The organism is Ignatzschineria rhizosphaerae, assembly GCF_022655595.1.
Classification (GTDB): domain Bacteria; phylum Pseudomonadota; class Gammaproteobacteria; order Cardiobacteriales; family Wohlfahrtiimonadaceae; genus Ignatzschineria; species Ignatzschineria rhizosphaerae.
In genome coordinates, this window is sequence record NZ_CP093379.1 from 2,241,204 (window position 1) to 2,258,559 (window position 17,356).

Below are 17,356 nucleotides of genomic sequence, written 5' to 3' on the forward strand. Positions count from 1 at the left end.
TGATTTAAATTATAGAAATATTTAACTAATTAAATATTTACATCAAGAGAAATAAATTTAAAAGTGCTATGTTGAATATAGACACAAGATTTAAAATTGTTAATCGGAGGATTTAATATGAAGAAAGCTGTAGATACAATATTAGTAGATACTTTTGTGGATGGCATCTTAGATCCCGAGAAAGAGATGCTCGGCCCTGTTAAAGATGGTGGGCATATCATCGCACATACCGCTCCCGGATGCTGGGGTCCTATGTTAACGCCAGAACTCAAAGGTGGGCATGAAGTCACTCAGCCAGTATTCGTAGAAGGTGCTGAAATTGGAGATGCTATTGCTATTAAAATTATTTCTATTGATGTCACATCAATTGCAACTGCATCTGGTAGCGATCAACCTGTTAATGGGCGCTTTAATGATGATCCTTTTGTTGCAGCAAAATGCGACTCCTGTGGAACCTTAAGGCCTAAAACAACGGTAAAAGGAATTGGTAAAGAGGCAATTATCTGCCAAAATTGTGGTAAAGAAGCTGCACCATTTAAATTAACAAATGGTTATACCATGGTCTTTGATGCCATTAATGACATCGGTGTTACGGTACCTAAATCAGTTGCGGAATCCATCGCTAAAGATGGAAAGCATTATATGCGAACTCCTGAAAACTCAATCCAAAACCCCGTAGTAAGCCTAGCTCCTTCGGATCTTGTCGGGACAATTGCCCGTATGAGACCATTTTTAGGACAACTCGGCACAACTCCATCGAAAGCACTTCCCGACTCCCATAATGCTGGAGATTTTGGTTCTTTTCTAGTTGGCGCTAGTCATGAATACGCTGTAACACAGGAAGAATTAGATCAACATCGCACAGATGGACATATGGATATTAGCCGAGTACGAGCAGGCGCAACTCTGATCTGCCCAGTGAAGGTTGAAGGTGGAGGTATCTATCTAGGAGATATGCATGCAATGCAAGGCGATGGTGAGATTTCAGGACATACTGCCGATGTTGCTGGAACGGCTCATTTACAAGTACATGTTTTAAAAAACCTTAACCTTGAAGGCCCAATTCTTCTCCCGAATATAGAAGATTTACCTTACACCGCAAAACCATTAACAGACAAAGAGCGACAAGTCGCTAAAAAACTGGCAGAGGAGCTGGGATTTAATGAACTAGAAGAATCATTACCTCTCTCAGTTATTGGCACAGGAGCGACGCTTAATGAAGCAACGACTAATGGACTAGAGCGTGCCGGAAAATTATTTAATGTTCCTGTCGAAGAGGTGATGAACCGCGCAACTGTTACGGGCTCCATTGAAATAGGAAGACATCCCGGCGTTATAACAGTTACTTTGCAAGTGCCTCAGTCCTATTTAGAAAAGAGCAAACTTCTTAAAATAATTAAGGATCAATATCTCGCATAGATACATATACTAAATAGTATTTGCCAATTCCCCCCAATTAAAATCAAAATATTGGGGGATTTAGCAAAGCTACTATGAAGCTCTCAAAGCCTTTATTGAGTAGCTTTATATCGCCACTTCATCATTTTGTTAGATCATGTCACGGCTTTTTCTTCTGATAGCTCAATCACTTTAAAGTAAACTCTCGTGGGAGCTTCACTCAAAGAAATCTTTTAGAATCTTTTTTCTAAATGCGTGAATCTCGCTTCTCCAACGGTATAAGCATCAATTTGTGGCACTAAGCGCTGAAAGTGCTCAGAAGCGACATGTGCATCTAATGCATCATAATCCTTCCAAGCTTCAATAAAGACAAAGTGCCCAGGATTTTTAAGGTCTTGGCAAAGCTCGTAACTGATGCAACCAGGCTCTTGTCTTGTTTTCTCTACAAGCTCTTCATATAACGGTAATACAAATTCGATCTTTGCTGGATCGATATAATCTTCGGCGATGAGTTTTAGCATAAAATGTTCCTTTAATAATAAATTATTGCTCTTCTTCCACGGATTCATAAATATCAAAATCAATCACCGCCCGGAAACCTTTCTCTGTCTCTTCGATGGTAATCCCATTAAGGTAGGCATCTTGATTACTAATCACTAAATCAATGCCATTAGAAATTCGCATCTTCTTCATGTAATTTTGGGACTCTTCACGAAATTGATCACTCGGCACTGCTCTGTTTTTATCAATCTCAAAGCCTGACTTATTCTGCACCGATTTAAAAACCCGATTAATATCTTGCTCTTCGACATAATTGCGGGAGAAATTTTCAAGATCCCTAAAACGAATCTCATCATGCTCATTTAAGTGCGCTTCTAAATGACGATTAAACTCTAAACGCTGATCTGGCGCTTCGATACGCTTACTTAAGCCCCGAAGGAGCGCATTACTTGCTCTTAACTCTGCTAGCTCTGTCTGTTTTGGCTGAAGATTAAGGAAATCTTCGTGCCAATATTTCGTGCGCTTTTTATTGCTATCAATGGCTAAAACAGAAGCATCATGGGATAAAATCAACGCGCCTTTTTGAATATCTTTCAGCGAAATCCCTTCTTTCTCAATAAATTCTAATGTGCCATTATTGTCAAAGATATCAAGATAATCATCTTTAGATTCTACTTTAAAAATCCCAAGCGCTGAGATCACATCTGCATTCACAAAGATATTGGAAAAGAGAATAATAATAAAATCCCCCCCAGAGATATTCGGGTGACTTGTGACACTATAAAGATGCTCGGCAATTTTAACGGAGATCTCTTGTGTAAAATCCTCAAGCTCAAAAACCTTCGATGAAAGCTCGGCAATGATATTTGCCGGCATTTGCTCATTGATCTCTGGGATGGAATCTATAGGGCTCTCACTCTCATCTAAATCACTATCTGCATCACTATCTCCATCGCTACGAGGATCATGATTAAACTCATACACTTCATCAAGCTCACTAAGAGGCAATAGGTAATGTTCTAACAATAAAGATTCAATAGTTTCACTTGGCAAAATACTCGTTTCAGAAAAGAGGCAACCCTCTTCACGCCCTTTATTACCAACCTGATGAATAATCATCTTCTCTATTTTTGCAGAACTAATATTTAACACTTTTACCTCAACTAAACCTGTGAAATGAAGCTATTAAATATAACGTATCGCTACAAAAAAGACAGGGAATATCATGATTAATCTCCAAACACGCAGAAATATCCATGCCTATGATTGATGAATCGTAGGCATGAGAGAAATGATCTTCTCCTATCTCAAGCACCTATTAGCAATGCTACAATGATTTTAATTCAATATTAATCACAATAATCGAGGAGTTACACATGATGAATAGTGTCGAAAAAGGAAGCTTTAAGCGCAAAGAGAGTCTGTTTCGGAACTGGATTACTAAAGATGGTAGTGCCGGCATTTCTGGTTCAGGCGGTTTTACCCCAGAAAAAGATCGTTACCATCTCTATGTGAGCCTTGCTTGCCCTTGGGCGAATCGCACGCTTATTATGCGTAACTTAAAGGGGTTACAAGAATTTATTCCAATCACCGTTGTCCATTGGCGCATGGGAAAAGAGAGTTGGCACTTTGAAGCTGAAAATGGAGCTGAAGAAGATCCACTCTATCATGCAAAATTCCTATATGAGCTCTATCATAAAGTCGATCCAAATTATGAAGAAAATGGCGGCGTAGTAACCGTTCCCCTTCTTTGGGATAAGAAGAATAATACTGTCGTTAGCAATGAATCTGCAGAAATTATCCGCATGTTTAATAATGCTTTTGATGATGTTGGCGCTATTGCCGGCGATTATTATCCGGAGCACCTTCGTAGCGAAATTGATGCCATGAATGATCGCTTTTATAACTCTATTAATAATGGCGTTTATCGCTGCGGCTTTGCGACAACACAAGAGGCTTATAATATTGCTTATCAAGAGCTCTTCTCAGCGCTTGATTACCTTGAGAATCATCTTAAAGGGAAGCATTTTTTAGTCGGTAATCAACTCACTGAAGCAGATATTCGCCTCTTTGTAACGCTCATTCGCTTTGATGCAGTCTACTACAGCCACTTTAAATGTAACCGTCAGCAATTAAGAGATTTCCCAGAAATTTGGCGTTACCTTCGTGAGCTCTATGCTAGAGACGAGTTTAAAGAGACAGTGAATATGTTTCACATTAAACATCACTACTATGAGAGCCATCCATCACTTAATCCATCAGGTATTGTGCCTAATGGTCCTATCATTGATTTTTCGCTATAAAGCAGATCTCTTATTAAGAATGATGAATATACTAAAAACCCACTTAAAGTGGGTTTTTTATCTGCCAATATTTTGCCTACCGACCAATATCGGTAATCTTATTAGGCGCCCCCTATGATTAGATAAGCTTACTTTTCAGCGCTCGTTCCTAAAAACTCTTGTAACGCCATTAACGCACATTGTAATTCCCAATAAGCAAGCTTTTCATGTTCATTACCTTTCTCTTTTTGCACCATCACAATCACTAAGGCGGCCTCTAGATCTTCAGCTTCTAATGCTGCCAATAATTCTGCTGGCAAATACCACAGCTCGCCACGATGCTTAAATCTTAACTGCCCTCTTAAAATCGCTAATGTTAGATAAGCATAAATCACAAAGAGAGATCTCTCTGTATTATCGGGCAATAATCGTACTTGATGGATCGCACTATAAACATAAGCCTCATAATCTCTTAGAGATTTTTCAGAAATATTAGCCGCTAAATGCTGATGGATTTTTTGAGGTCTTTTTAATGTGAATTGAGAAGCTCCTTCTGGCTGCATTAACCGCTTAAATTGCTTAAAAATACTCAATCGTACTCGCGCTAATTTCGCCTCACTCGAGCTTGGGCGAATGATATTAAACATTAATAATAAAATGACAAAGGCAACCACCATCGTCAAGGAGGTATTGGCAAAAGTACTAATATCAAATTCCATAGGATTTGAAAAAGAGACTAACATCGGAGAAAAGATTAACACACCAAGACCTATTAATATCCCCTTCACCGATCTCCCTTGCAATAAGGCCGCGATAAAATAGATCGGCAACACAATCAGCATCGCCACTTCCATAGTGGATACTTGAATTAAAATTCCAAATTTTAAAATGAAGCTTATCGGAATAGCGACTAACATCATCGCGCTTAGCATCATAGTGATTGCTTTAGTCACCATCGATAAAGTAGCACCAATTGTGCAGATAATACCGATTAAAATCAGTAGAACAAAACCAAAATCCCACTGTGTTTCCATCCAAAAAAACATCCCTGTCATAATACAGAGAAAAGTCCTCACCGCATTTAATAGCGCTTCTTTTTTATCACTATAATAGACCTTAAATCCTGGAATATAGAATGTCCTTCTCTTTAAGTTAGGAAAGTCTGCCACATCTTCCGTGCCACCCATCACCGCTTTAGATGAAGTCTCCCCATGCTCATAACGATATTGGGCACTTAATATCTCATCTAACTTTTCATCTAAAAGTGCTACAAAATGTCGCCCCTTATCGTTTTGGAGTAATTGACTAGGCGCTTTTGGCTTATGGGCTAATTTCCCTTGCGATAAACTTGCTGAGGAAAACCAGCGTTTTAAATCAGAGAGATATTGCGTCATTACTTCTGGAACATCTTTCAGCAACTCTCGCTTTAACATATCTAACAGTAAAATGCCGGAGATAGCGTGTAATAATCGATGTCCATAACGATATAGCCGAGTATTTTCTGCCGAATTACTGGAAGCTGATAAAAACTCATAAAATATTAGATCTCGAAAATCCATCAATCCCAATAACGCCGCTCGATACTCTTTATAAAAAAAGTGATGATCATTATCAACCGTTAATAAAGATTGATAAAGCCTACGAGCTTGAGTTCGCTTTTCACGAAGTTTACGCTTAATCTCGATTCTCTCTGAAAAAGCTGGCCACAACATCGAAATAAAAAAAGCGGTCGCTAATCCAATATAGATCTCCAAAATTCTTGCCTGAGAGATTTGAAAAAGCGCGTAAGAAGAAGGTGCTACGGAAAGGGTAAATCCAATTAGCGCAGCTGTATAACCACACAATGCAAAACCATAGGTAAAAAGCCGGCTTAAAGAGCTTGCAAGATAGGAGCAGATCGCAAGCCAAATCGCCATATAGATCACAAAGAGCCATTGATCATTTAAGGCTAATGCCGCAATAATATTAACAGAGATTACCCCCAAAACTGTGCCTATAAATCTTGCTAAAAAATTCTCTACTAACATCCTTTGCATCGGTAGCGTGACTATTGCAACTGTCATCATTGCCCAATAAGGTTTATCAGTCTGTAAGCGAAAAGCAATAAACCAGGCCAATCCCATCCCTAGCACCATCCGGCAAGCATGCGAATAGTTCAATCCCGCCAGATATTGCAACATAGATTGCCAACTGATTTTTCTAAAAGCGCCTTTCATTATTAATGCTATATCCTTTTATATGGTCATTAATCCAAATATTATTGAGGCTCTAAGTCTTCGCACCATTGATCTAATACCACAACCGTTACGGTTGTTCCGGCAATCAGGTTTTGAGTATCAATCTCCTTTAAAGAATGATCAAAGGCGATCGTGACCGGAACCCTCTGTGCTAATGTGACCCATGGATAATTAGGCTTCACCGATTGCAGTAACATCTCTCCTGTTTGTGCACTTTGATCAAAAATCGCGCGCCCAAAGCCGGTAATACAACCATACATTTTGGGGTTCCCATTATAAGGAAGAAGTTCCACCCGGCGCCCCACATCAATATAAGAGAGTTTTGTCTCTTCAAAATATCCCACCACATGAAAACTATTACTATCAACAAGCGCAAATAAAGGCGTTCCAGCAGGGATATAATCCCCTTCTCTTAATTGCATATTCGTAATATAACCGCTCTCTGCGGCGTAGATATTTGTTCTGCTAAAATCAAGCTCAGCTTTTTCAACTTGAATCTCCGCTTGCTCTACCTGATCATTTAAGAGATCTAAACTATATTTTGCTTCTTCCAAATGCTCTAAAGAGATCGCAGCCGCACTGCCTAACTCTGTCCGGCGATGATATTGATGTAATGCTTGCTCTTGGCGAATTTTAAGCTGCGCTAATTGAGCTTTTGCATTTTTGAGATTAATCTCATAATCAATAGGATCAATCCGAAATAATAGATCCCCTTTTTGCACTAATTGATTATCACTAATCGGTAGATCTATGAGCTTTCCTGCAACTTGCGCGGATACTTCTATAACATCTGCTCGAATTCTGCCATCTCGCGTCCAACCCCCAAGAACATAAAAATTCCAGAGTTGATAAGCGGTAAGAATTAACGCAAAAAGCGCAATCACTGTTATTAAATAACGTTTTAAAGATGCATTCATACTTAACCTTGTAACAATAGAAAGATCAGATGACTAACATAAAGCGAAACGAAGTAGATACTGATGTCTACTAGATTTGGATGCCAAACATCCCCGGCATATAATTGATCTTTATAAAAACCCCGAACAATTAGCCAAATAAAAAAACCGACAACAAAGACTTTAAATGCTCCGGGTAAAAAAATGAGTGATCCAAAAACAAGATCTTTCATAAAATATTCCCTCAACGATTTATTATTAACTAGGGGAAATAGGCAGCTCTTCCTCAAAGCCCCCTTTTAACTAGCGTTATCAACACTATAAAATACTTTATGTAAACCTATAAAAATGTTTATTTACAAAACATTCAAACAAAAGAAAATTAACTCTACTATTAGAAGGTTAATTCATCATTTAAACTTTAAATCTTCAATTTTCTACCAACAATAGGCCCACAAAAAAAACCTCACAGATTTTAAATCTACGAGGTTTTTAATAAGCAGTTGACAGTGATAAATGAGCTTTTAAGATTATTTTTGCGCCTCTAAGAAATCATTAAAAGAGGTCAGTGCGCAGCGCAAAATCCAGTAAGCACTTTTAGGAATTCCTTGTGCATTTGCTTCTAATTGAATAGTCTCTTCTAGCGCATCTTTAATGCGTTCATCTTCAATCGATTGCTGCAAAGAGAGTGGCAGATCCCAAGCAATACCCTGCATCTCCATCCTGCGTTGCTCTTTTAAAATAACGCTTGCCAAAAAGCCATAAGCTAAAAACTCTGTTTTTGCAGGCATCGCTGGCACCGTTTTAATCCGCTGCACGGCACTACTTAAATAAGCGCCAAAATCTTTAATAGAACGATCAGTCGTTTGATTGACTTGCTCAGAAAATCTTATGGCAATCTCTCGCTTCATTCGCTGCATCTTCACAGTATCACTACTTGGGCGAATAAGATGAAAGATCACTAAGATAATGGCTAAAGAGGCTAATAATGCATAAACCTGATTAGCAAAAGCCTCAAAGTTATAAGTCATAGGGTTTGAAAAACCAATTAAAAATGCCGAGCCCATCAAAAAGCTGTAACCAATCAGGTATCCTAACATCGACTTTACCTGTAACATTGCCGCAAATAGGTATAACGGTAAAACCACCATCATTGCCGGAATGATGTGATTGACATTGATTAATATCCCAAACTTTAAGACAAAAGAGAGGGGAACTGTGACAAAGATAGAGACAATAAAGGTGATCGTTAAGAGTTTTGTCGCCATCGGAAAGGTTGCGCCTAATGTACAAAGAATACCAATCAGTATCAGTAAGATATATCCAACATCCCACTGCGTTTCCATCCAGATAAACATTCCTAGCATAATACTGGCAAAGGTTCTCACAGCATTAATAATCGCCTCTTTTTTATCACTATAATAGATTTTCCGACTCGGAATATAGAGCGACTCATCTAAAGATTTCTCAAGTTTTGTACTATAGAGATCCTGAAATTTTTCACTCAGTTTTTCAACAAAAATACGCCCCTTAGGATGATCTAATAAAACTTTGGGGGCTTTTGGCTGGCTATCGAGCTTTCTTAAAGTTGTACTCGGAGATGAAAACCAACTATTTAAAGCATGCAAATAAGATTCTAATGGCGCTTTAAGCGCTGCTTTTTTTAATAAATCCTTCTTAATAAAATGTAACGCCAATATGCCTGAAACAGCTCTTATTAAACGATAGGTGTAACGATAAACTGCTTGGTTATCCTCTCTTAATGTTGAGACTGATAAAAACTCTTGAAAGATAAGATCTCTAAAATCCATTAAACCTAATAGAATTTTTTCATACTGCTTATTAAATTCTTCTTGAGGATAATCCGGCGTTAATAGCGCTTGATATAGCCTACGCACAGCAGCACGCTGTAATCTTAGCTTTTGTTTAATAGCAATTCGCTCAAGATATGCCGGCCATAACATCGAGACAAAAAAGGCAACGACTAATCCGATTAAAATCTCTAAAATTCGTGCTTGGGAGATCTGAAATACCATATAGCCCGATGGTGAAATAGAGAGCGCAAATCCTAAAATTGCCGAGGTATAACCACAAAGCGCAAAGCAATAGGTCGTCATAGGGCTTTTAGCCGTTGCAAGATAGGCGCAAAGAGAGAGCCATAATCCCATATAGATCGTAAATAACCACTGATCATTTAGCGCAAACATGGCAATCACATTGACCATAATTGCCCCGACTAAAGTCCCGATTAAACGGGCAATAAAGCGCTCCACTAGCATACTTTGAAGAGGCAAAGTAACGATCACAACCGTCATGATAGACCAATAAGGCTTATCTGTTTGCAACCTAAAGGCAATAAACCATGCGATCGCAACGCCAATAACAACGCGCAGTCCATAAGAGTAATTGAGCCCGGCAAAATATGCTCCAAGCTTTGCTAAAAAGCTTGGTGACTTTATTTCAATCTGATCAACGCTATTGATAGACGGCGCTTTTACTTTAGCTTGTTTCATTAATCTTCATCCAAAACAATCACCGTAACCGTTGTCCCTGCAATCAATTTATGCGCATCTAGTGCCGCTTCATCTAGATCTAACACAATTTTAACAGGGATTCTCTGCGCTAAGGTGACCCAAGGATAATTGGGTTTAACAGCTTGCAACAACTGCTCACCTGTTTGCGCGCTTTGATCGAAGATCGCTCGGCCATAACCTGTAATATGCCCATACATCTTCTCCCCACCGTTATAAGGGATGATTTCGACTCTACGCCCGACCTCAATATAGGGAAGTTTAGTCTCTTCAAAATACCCCACAACATGAAAGCTATGCTTATCGACAAGAGCAAATAAAGGTTGCCCTGCTGGAATAAAATTCCCCACACGAATATTTAAATTGGTGACATAGCCACTGACTTCGGCATAGATTTTTGTGCGGCTTAAATCTAATGTCGCTTTTTCAACCGCAATCTCTGCTTGTTGCACCTGATCATTTAACAGGTCTAAATTATACTTCACCTCTTCTAAATGCTCTTTAGAGATTGCCGCCACATTCCCTAACTCTGTTCGGCGATTATATTGTAATTCTGCTTGCTCTTGACGAATACGGAGCTGCTCTAACTGCGCTTGTGCGTTACGTAAATTGATCTCGTAATCAATGGCCTCAATCTCAAATAGAAGATCTCCCTTCTCCACTAACTGATTATCAACAATCGGCAAATTAACTAATCTTCCCGAAACTTGAGAAGAGACTTGAATCACATCAGCGCGGATCTTACCATCACGCGTCCAGCCGCCTAATACATAAAAATTCCATAATTGGTAAGCTGTTACAATCAATACAAATGCGGCAATAACCGTCATTAAATATTTTTTTAAAGCTGCTTTCATCGATTAACCTTGTAAAAATAGAAAGATTAGGTGACTCACATAAAGTGAAACAAAATAGACACTAATATCTACTAAATTAGGATGCCAAATTCCCCCAGAATAGAGTTTCTTACGATAAAACCCTCGGATAAACAACCAGATAAAAAAGCCTAAAATTAATACTTTCAATATCCCTGGCAAAAACACTAGCGAACCAAAAACAAGTTCTGTCATCGCTTCTCCCACGATTTAATCTTCAAATAAAATATAGACTCTCTATTCTAAACTAAAAGAGTGACATTAGTCACATATTAACAAACAATCTCTAAATTATTAGTAATATATAAAGATCAATAAAAAACCCACGATTAAAGTGGGTTTGCCTTCTCTTAGATAAATTAAAACTTATGCTTCGCAGCTCGAGCAAGCAACTAAACTTGCCACCATCTCTTTTGCGACGCTTTGGCTACGCTGATAGTAGACTGATTTAATCCCTAATCGCCAAGCTTCAATCAACAGCTGATTCACCTCTTTAATCGGAAGCGCTGCCGGAATATTAATATTCATACTCTGCCCTTGATCAATATATTTCTGGCGAATACTCGCTTGCTGAATGATCTCTAGCTGACTAATCTCTTTAAAGGTTTTAAAGACCGCGCGCTCTTCTTCAGTAAGTGCCGTTAAATGCTGAACAGAGCCGCCAGCGAGCATAATGGTGCGCCATGTCTCTTCATTATCGAGTCCTTTCTCTTCTAGTAAAACTTTAAGATAGCGATTCTTACGCATAAAGTTCCCCTTTGATAATCCTGCCTTATAGTAATTACTACTAAATGGCTCAATTCCTGGTGAACTCTGCCCTAAAATGGCAGAAGAAGAGGTTGTTGGTGCAATCGCCATTGTGGTTGTATTGCGGCGACCATAACCTTTTAAGAGCTCTGGCTCACCATACATTAAGGCAAGTTCCTTCGTCGCTTCATCTGCTTGCGTTTGCATCTTTTTAAAAATCTCCCCCGTTAGCATCTTTGCTTGCATGCTCTCAAAAGGAATTCGGTTACGTTGCAAATAAGAGTGCCAGCCTAAAACCCCAAGTCCGATGGCACGATGGCGTTTAGCAAAACGGTTTGCCGCCCCAAGATAATAATTATCTTCTGTTTTATCGATGAATTCTTGCAACACCGCATCTAAGAAATGAATCGCTAATTGCACCGCTTTTGTATCTTTCCATTCATCATAAAGCTCTAAGTTCATCGAGGATAAACAGCAGATAAATGACTCATCAATATTGGAAGGAAGCATAATCTCCGTACAGAGATTGCTACCATTAATGCGCATATTATGATCTTTATAGACTTGCGGCTTATGACGATTCACATTATCGGAAAAGAAGAGATAGGGCATGCCCTTCTCTTGGCGGCTCTCTAAAACCTTCGCCCATAGGTGCCGTTTTTCACGATCGCCATCAATCATCTCCTGCATCCAATAATCAGGAATACAAACGCCAAAAAAGAGATTTTGAATGGGATTACCAATATTGCGAATTTGTAAGAACTCCTCACAATCAGGGTGATCAATATCAAGATAAGCGGCAAAAGCACCACGGCGAACGCCGCCTTGAGAGATCGTTTCCATCGCCGTATCAAAGAGCTTCATAAAACTCACAGCGCCACTACTTTTACCATTATCCGTAACCGCGCTTCCCCGCTCACGAAGATGCCCAAAATAACCAGAAGTGCCGCCGCCAATCTTGGTTTGCATAATCACTTCCCCAAGTTTGTGGGTAATCCCCTCAATGCGATCTGGCAAACTGACATTAAAACAAGAGATCGGCAATCCTCGCTCTGTTCCCATATTGGCCCAAATAGGAGAGCTTAAACTCATCCAACCACGCTCTATAATCTCTTCAAACTGAGGCTGAAGTTCTGGGCGCTTTAATCTTGTTGCTGCAGCTTCTGTAATTCGGTGAATAGCGCCTTTAACCGTTTCCCCTTTTAAGAGATAACCGCGATTTAAGATCTGTTCACTTTCTGAGTTGAGCCACCAAAGCTTTTCATGTTCAATCGTGGATTCTTCGGTTTCAAAAGGTAATAAATAATTTTTCATCATTCGTTATGTCACTAAAAAGGTTATTCGTTTATCTCGTTTAAAGCTGTTAATAGCTTTATCTCATTTAAAGCTGATTCATTGCCGACGTAAATCCTACATACTTTTTTTTGATTGCTTGCCGGCATTACATAATCTTCTTCTCTTGTAGCATCAAAATTTTCTTACTACTAAAGCCATCTACATTTCATCTCTTTTCAAGCGGATTTATTTCCGAAAAATCCTGCACGCTTTCTTGCAATAATTGCCGGCATTTATGGGCTTTATCTTGTCATGCAGGTATTTATCAAAATGGGATAAAATTAATTTTTATCCTCTAAAAGAGGTCATCCGCCGTGATGCTCTTATCATGTTTTGTATAATCTGTGGGACGCTTAGCAAAGAAATCATCTAGGCTATTAGCAAATACTTCCTCTTCAAACCAAGCCATCGGTTGATAATCTTCATGACTAATGTGATAAATCTTTTCAAAACCGATCTGCACTAAACTCTCATCAACACGAAACTTCATAAAGTTTAAAAGATCATGCTTTTTCACCGTCTCAATCTCTCCTTGTAAGAAGATCCAATCGAGAATCTCTCCCTCAATTTTAAGAGAGTGCTGCACCACCTCCCGAACATGAGTAACCATTTCAGCATCAAAGAAATCGGGGAATTCTTTACGGATAATATTAATAATATAAATGCCGGCATTTGCGTGAATCTGCTCATCAATCGAAGTCCACGCAATAATATTACTGACATTTTTCATCCAGCCTTTAAAGCGAGTAAAGGACAAAATAATCGCAAATTGACTAAAGAGAGAGACATTTTCAATCAAAAGAGAAAATAAAATTAAAGAGATCACATACTTTTGGCGATCATCACTGTTATTAGAAAACTGTAATGCCTCTGAAAGATACTCAACGCGCGCCTTAATAACCGGCACTTCTAAGAGCTTTTCAAACTCATCGTTATAATCAAGAACATCTAACAGGCGTGAATAGGCTTCTGAATGACGAAATTCACACTCTGCAAAAGTACTCCCTAACCCATTAAATTCTGGCTTTGGAAAATGGTGATAGAGATTGCCCCAAAAAGATTTTACCGCCACTTCAATCTGCGCGATGGCAAGTAGGCTATTTTTAATCGCTGACTGCTCAGCTTGATTTAAATGGGAATGGAAATCTTGCGTATCTGCGGTGAAATCTACTTCGCTGTGCACCCAAAATGCATTATTAATCGCTTCTGTAAACTGATAAATGCCGGGATATTCAAAAGGTTTATAATTTACGCGGGAATCAAAAATAGACATCGTTGAAAATCTCTCTCAGATGAAAAGGACTTTCATGATAACTTATCAATACCTCAATGCAAATAAGAATGAAAACTATTTGATCTCAAATCTCAACAATGGCATGATCGCTCAACTAAACGCTCCATATCGTCTTAAAAACAAAAAAGAGAGCGATTGTTTATTCAACAAAAGCCCTCCCACAACTGACCATAACTGATAGGAAATCGTTAATCATCAAAATCTTACAAGAGATGCACCACACAAAATCAGGTAAGATTTACACTCATAACGCGCCTTATGGCAAAGTAATAAGATATTTGATCATCCCAGGCTTTTCAGCAATCCAATCATATAGGCGCTGTGCACGGTGATTAGTCTCTTGCGTGTGCCAATAGACTCTTTCGCAATGTCGAGATTTAGCAACCTCTGTTAAAAATTCAATTAACTGCTTACCCACTTGCTGCCCACGAACTGTGGGGGAGACAAAAAGATCCTCAAGATAACAATATGCCCCAACCGCCCAAGTAGATGAATGAAATAAGAAATGCGCAAAGCCCACTATCTCATCCCCTACTTTTGCCACAATACAATGCTGATCATATTGCGGATCTAAAAAACGATTCCAAGAAGTCGTGGTGACCTTCTCAGAAAGGCTCACCTCATAAAACTCCTGATATCCTTGCCAAAGGGGCAACCACGCAGCAAAATCCGCTTGTGTTGCATAACTAATGACGACGTTCTTTTGCTCACTCATTATAAACTCCTGATCGCTTGTTATTTAAAGTTTCCTAAATCGGACAATATTCATCATAATGAGATCATTGGTTCCCTGTAAGAGACACTTTTCAGATATTTGATAGATCCACTTTTTAAAGAGGACAATATGCGACAAAAAGCCATTTTTCCAGAATTACAGCTTCAAGAAGGTCGGCTCAATGAGCAGGTCTATCATGCGATTCATCAAGCAATCTTAAGTGGCAAACTCCCTGCTGGGACGAAAATTCCCTCTAGCCGGCATCTTTCTGAGATGATGCATGTTTCTCGCAATACCATTTTACAAGGGATTGAGCAGCTCATCGATGAAGGCTATCTTGAAACTCGAAGAGGATCTGGCACTTATGTCGTCCCTTATGCTATTCAAGCATTACCTGATCAACTCATTACCAACGCGCAAAATATCCCACCATCGGCAAAGCCAGTCGAAGCACCTCAAATTAGTGATGCAATCTCACAGCTACAATCAGGATGGAAAAGTTATCAAAATAGACAAAAACCTTTTATGGTCTTTAAGGTAGGCGTGGGTTGTACTGATCTCTTTCCGCAAACAACTTGGAGCCGATTATTAGGGAGAATCTCTCGCCATTCACACAAAGAGATCACTTGCTATAACGATGTGATGGGTTATCTCCCGTTACGAGAAGCGCTTGCTAATTACCTTACGGCAACACGAGGCGTTCAAACTACGGCAGATCACATTATGATCGTCAATGGCACCCAACAAGCCATTAATCTTGCGATTCAAGTGCTTCTTAACCCATATGATGAGGTTATTCTCGATGATCCTGGCTATGATGGCGCTCTTGGCGCTTTTTTAAGCCGGCATATTAAAGTTAATCGGGTAAAAGGGGATGAAGAAGGAACAGATATCCCTTTTGCCGAAAAACATTATCCTAAGAGTAAATTGATCTACAGTACGCCATCTCATCAATTCCCCTTAGGTACAACCATGAGCCTATCTCGGCGCTTACAACTACTAGAATGGGCAAATGCCGGCAATCGTTGGATATTTGAAGATGATTATAATGGGGAGTTTCGCTACCGATCAAGATCTATTCAAGCCTTGCAAGGATTAGATCACATGAACCGCGTGATCTATTCCGGCACCTTCTCTAAGATGTTTTATCCGGGATTTCGCTTAGGATTTCTGGCACTACCGACTGCTTTAATTGAACCTTTTAAAATTGCCAAATATTACGCAGATGCTTGTAACTCTTTTTTAGAGCAAGCAGTATTAGCAGCTTTTATTAAAGAGGGGGAATATGCCAAACATGTTCGCCGAATTCGCCGTGCATGTTTAGAGCGAAAAAACACCTTAAGATCAAGCGTTCAAGAACATTTTGCAGATGATCTTATCATTCCTCCTACAGACTCCGGGATTCATAGTGTCGCTTGGCTTAAAAACTCAGAAGACCTTCCCTACCTACTGGAGGCTTGCCAAACGCTTAACCTTGGGCCGCAATCCTTAGATAGGCACCGATCAAAGCCCTTATCGCAAAAAGCGCTACTCTTTGGTTTTGCGGCGCACTCTCCAGAAATTATTACGGATAATATTCAAAATCTTGCAAAATTATTCTATGCTTTAAAGAAGAGTCATTAATAAGAGAATATAAGTGATTCTATTTAAGAAGCACTATAGTGAAATAAGGCTAGAAAAGCCTTTGACTTAAATTGCGGGCACGAGATAGTAAGAAGAATACGCGCATTCCTTCCCGCTACAAGATAGATCTTTTAAAATGAAGAAACGATATTTTAAAAGTAAAAAATACCGCTTATGAAACAAAGCAGCTTGCATGATGGCAAATAGGCAGGCTCTGAAACTGATTTTATTATAAAAGGAGTTTTCCTAATGACGCCCCTCAAAAAGATCTTTACAGCGATCAAAGAAGATCCGATGAATCAAGTCTATACTAAGCAAGGAATCGACCCTCTTTACAGTGCATCCACGAAGGCGAAGATTTTAATTATCGGTCAGGCGCCAGGAAGAATTGCCGAAGAGACTAAACTTTACTGGAATGATCCAAGCGGTGATCAATTACGCGAATGGTTACAAGTTTCACGGGAAACATTTTATGATACAGACCTCTTTGCGATCTTACCGATGGATTTTTACTTCCCCGGCAAAGGTCAATCTGGCGATCTTCCTCCGCGTAAAGGTTTTGCTGAAAAGTGGCACCCAAAGCTATTGGAACTAATGCCAAATATCCAACTGACAATTATCATTGGTAGCTACGCCAATCACGCATACTTAGCAACTTCTCCTAAAGAAACATTGACTGACATCGTCCATCACTACGCACAATACCTTCCAAAATACTTCCCCCTAGTCCACCCATCTCCCCGCAATCGCATTTGGCAAAAGAAAAACCCGTGGTTCAAGCAAGAAGTAGTGCCGGCATTACAAATTCAGGTGCAAAAAATTCTTCGTTAATGACTTTGAGAATAAAAAAGCTCCCGAAAACTTCGAGAGCTTTTTAGTAGAAAGAGCAAAGCTTTCTCTCTATGCCATTTCTATCTTTATA

Annotated in this window: 15 protein-coding genes; 4 read left to right on the forward strand and 11 right to left on the reverse strand. The window is 39.3% G+C overall.

The genetic code is table 11. The features are described from left to right. Positions 1-117: 117 nt before the first annotated feature. Complete coding sequence (locus MMG00_RS09955) at positions 118-1,419, forward strand: acetamidase/formamidase family protein (protein ID WP_242147894.1); 1,302 nt, start codon at positions 118-120, stop codon at positions 1,417-1,419. A gap of 212 nt (positions 1,420-1,631) precedes the next feature. On the opposite strand, the gene MMG00_RS09960 is transcribed toward MMG00_RS09955, so the two are convergent. Together MMG00_RS09960 and MMG00_RS09965 are read right to left on the reverse strand one after the other, a co-directional pair. Continuing rightward, positions 1,632-1,919 carry a putative quinol monooxygenase gene (locus tag MMG00_RS09960; RefSeq protein WP_242147896.1) on the reverse strand — a complete coding sequence of 96 codons (288 nt, stop codon included), beginning with the start codon at positions 1,917-1,919 and terminating at the stop codon, positions 1,632-1,634. Positions 1,920-1,941: 22 nt separating this feature from the next. Continuing rightward, positions 1,942-3,018, reverse strand: coding sequence for a nucleoid-associated protein (locus tag MMG00_RS09965; protein ID WP_242147898.1), 1,077 nt, complete (start codon positions 3,016-3,018; stop codon positions 1,942-1,944). Between the two features lie 257 nt (positions 3,019-3,275). Here MMG00_RS09965 and MMG00_RS09970 point away from each other — a divergent pair, with 257 nt between their 5' ends. Beyond that, complete coding sequence (locus MMG00_RS09970) at positions 3,276-4,202, forward strand: glutathione S-transferase family protein (RefSeq protein WP_242147900.1); 927 nt, start codon at positions 3,276-3,278, stop codon at positions 4,200-4,202. A 128-nt stretch (positions 4,203-4,330) separates the two neighbouring features. Here the strand turns inward: MMG00_RS09970 and MMG00_RS09975 are convergent, their stop codons facing one another. From MMG00_RS09975 to MMG00_RS10015, 9 genes are all read right to left on the reverse strand, one after another. Continuing rightward, positions 4,331-6,397, reverse strand: coding sequence for an FUSC family protein (locus MMG00_RS09975; protein ID WP_242147902.1), 2,067 nt, complete (start codon positions 6,395-6,397; stop codon positions 4,331-4,333). A gap of 41 nt (positions 6,398-6,438) precedes the next feature. After that, positions 6,439-7,335: an efflux RND transporter periplasmic adaptor subunit gene (locus MMG00_RS09980; RefSeq protein WP_242147905.1), complete on the reverse strand. Its 897-nt coding sequence runs from the start codon at positions 7,333-7,335 to the stop codon at positions 6,439-6,441. Positions 7,336-7,337: 2 nt separating this feature from the next. Beyond that, positions 7,338-7,547, reverse strand: coding sequence for a DUF1656 domain-containing protein (locus MMG00_RS09985; RefSeq protein WP_242147907.1), 210 nt, complete (start codon positions 7,545-7,547; stop codon positions 7,338-7,340). A gap of 297 nt (positions 7,548-7,844) precedes the next feature. After that, the gene (locus MMG00_RS09990) at positions 7,845-9,827 is read right to left on the reverse strand and encodes an FUSC family protein (protein WP_242147909.1); all 1,983 of its coding nucleotides are present in this window, start codon (positions 9,825-9,827) and stop codon (positions 7,845-7,847) included. Beyond that, positions 9,827-10,702, reverse strand: coding sequence for an efflux RND transporter periplasmic adaptor subunit (locus tag MMG00_RS09995; RefSeq protein ID WP_242147911.1), 876 nt, complete (start codon positions 10,700-10,702; stop codon positions 9,827-9,829). The genes MMG00_RS09990 and MMG00_RS09995 overlap by 1 nt, the downstream gene beginning before the upstream one ends. A 3-nt stretch (positions 10,703-10,705) precedes the next feature. Continuing rightward, on the reverse strand, positions 10,706-10,915 hold the full coding sequence (locus MMG00_RS10000; protein WP_242147914.1) for a DUF1656 domain-containing protein: 210 nt from the start codon (positions 10,913-10,915) through the stop codon (positions 10,706-10,708). Between the two features lie 171 nt (positions 10,916-11,086). Beyond that, entirely contained in the window at positions 11,087-12,781 is a 1,695-nt protein-coding gene (locus tag MMG00_RS10005) for a ribonucleoside-diphosphate reductase subunit alpha (RefSeq protein ID WP_242153443.1), read from the reverse strand. A gap of 316 nt (positions 12,782-13,097) precedes the next feature. Further along, complete coding sequence (locus tag MMG00_RS10010; RefSeq protein ID WP_242147917.1) at positions 13,098-14,075, reverse strand: ribonucleotide-diphosphate reductase subunit beta; 978 nt, start codon at positions 14,073-14,075, stop codon at positions 13,098-13,100. A gap of 277 nt (positions 14,076-14,352) precedes the next feature. Continuing rightward, positions 14,353-14,811 (reverse strand): GNAT family N-acetyltransferase, encoded by a 459-nt coding sequence (locus MMG00_RS10015; protein WP_242147920.1) that lies wholly within the window; start codon positions 14,809-14,811, stop codon positions 14,353-14,355. Positions 14,812-14,940: 129 nt separating this feature from the next. On the opposite strand from MMG00_RS10015, the gene pdxR reads away from it, so the two are divergent. Further along, a complete protein-coding gene (pdxR, locus tag MMG00_RS10020; protein ID WP_242147922.1) occupies positions 14,941-16,434 on the forward strand; it encodes a MocR-like pyridoxine biosynthesis transcription factor PdxR in 1,494 nt (497 codons plus the stop codon). A gap of 249 nt (positions 16,435-16,683) precedes the next feature. Then, positions 16,684-17,265, forward strand: coding sequence for a uracil-DNA glycosylase family protein (locus MMG00_RS10025; protein WP_242147924.1), 582 nt, complete (start codon positions 16,684-16,686; stop codon positions 17,263-17,265). The last annotated feature ends 91 nt before the right edge of the window (positions 17,266-17,356 follow it).

Coding starts and splice junctions, on each gene's coding strand:
- MMG00_RS09975 (WP_242147902.1), bottom strand. CDS start 6,397: ATGAAAGGCGCTTTTAGAAAAATCAGTTGGCAATCTATGTTGCAATAT.
- MMG00_RS10010 (WP_242147917.1), bottom strand. CDS start 14,075: ATGTCTATTTTTGATTCCCGCGTAAATTATAAACCTTTTGAATATCCC.
- MMG00_RS10000 (WP_242147914.1), bottom strand. CDS start 10,915: ATGACAGAACTTGTTTTTGGTTCGCTAGTGTTTTTGCCAGGGATATTG.
- MMG00_RS09970 (WP_242147900.1), top strand. CDS start 3,276: ATGATGAATAGTGTCGAAAAAGGAAGCTTTAAGCGCAAAGAGAGTCTG.
- MMG00_RS10025 (WP_242147924.1), top strand. CDS start 16,684: ATGACGCCCCTCAAAAAGATCTTTACAGCGATCAAAGAAGATCCGATG.
- MMG00_RS10005 (WP_242153443.1), bottom strand. CDS start 12,781: ATGAAAAATTATTTATTACCTTTTGAAACCGAAGAATCCACGATTGAA.
- MMG00_RS10015 (WP_242147920.1), bottom strand. CDS start 14,811: ATGAGTGAGCAAAAGAACGTCGTCATTAGTTATGCAACACAAGCGGAT.
- MMG00_RS09980 (WP_242147905.1), bottom strand. CDS start 7,335: ATGAATGCATCTTTAAAACGTTATTTAATAACAGTGATTGCGCTTTTT.
- pdxR (WP_242147922.1), top strand. CDS start 14,941: ATGCGACAAAAAGCCATTTTTCCAGAATTACAGCTTCAAGAAGGTCGG.
- MMG00_RS09985 (WP_242147907.1), bottom strand. CDS start 7,547: ATGAAAGATCTTGTTTTTGGATCACTCATTTTTTTACCCGGAGCATTT.
- MMG00_RS09990 (WP_242147909.1), bottom strand. CDS start 9,827: ATGAAACAAGCTAAAGTAAAAGCGCCGTCTATCAATAGCGTTGATCAG.
- MMG00_RS09965 (WP_242147898.1), bottom strand. CDS start 3,018: ATGATTATTCATCAGGTTGGTAATAAAGGGCGTGAAGAGGGTTGCCTC.
- MMG00_RS09960 (WP_242147896.1), bottom strand. CDS start 1,919: ATGCTAAAACTCATCGCCGAAGATTATATCGATCCAGCAAAGATCGAA.
- MMG00_RS09955 (WP_242147894.1), top strand. CDS start 118: ATGAAGAAAGCTGTAGATACAATATTAGTAGATACTTTTGTGGATGGC.
- MMG00_RS09995 (WP_242147911.1), bottom strand. CDS start 10,702: ATGAAAGCAGCTTTAAAAAAATATTTAATGACGGTTATTGCCGCATTT.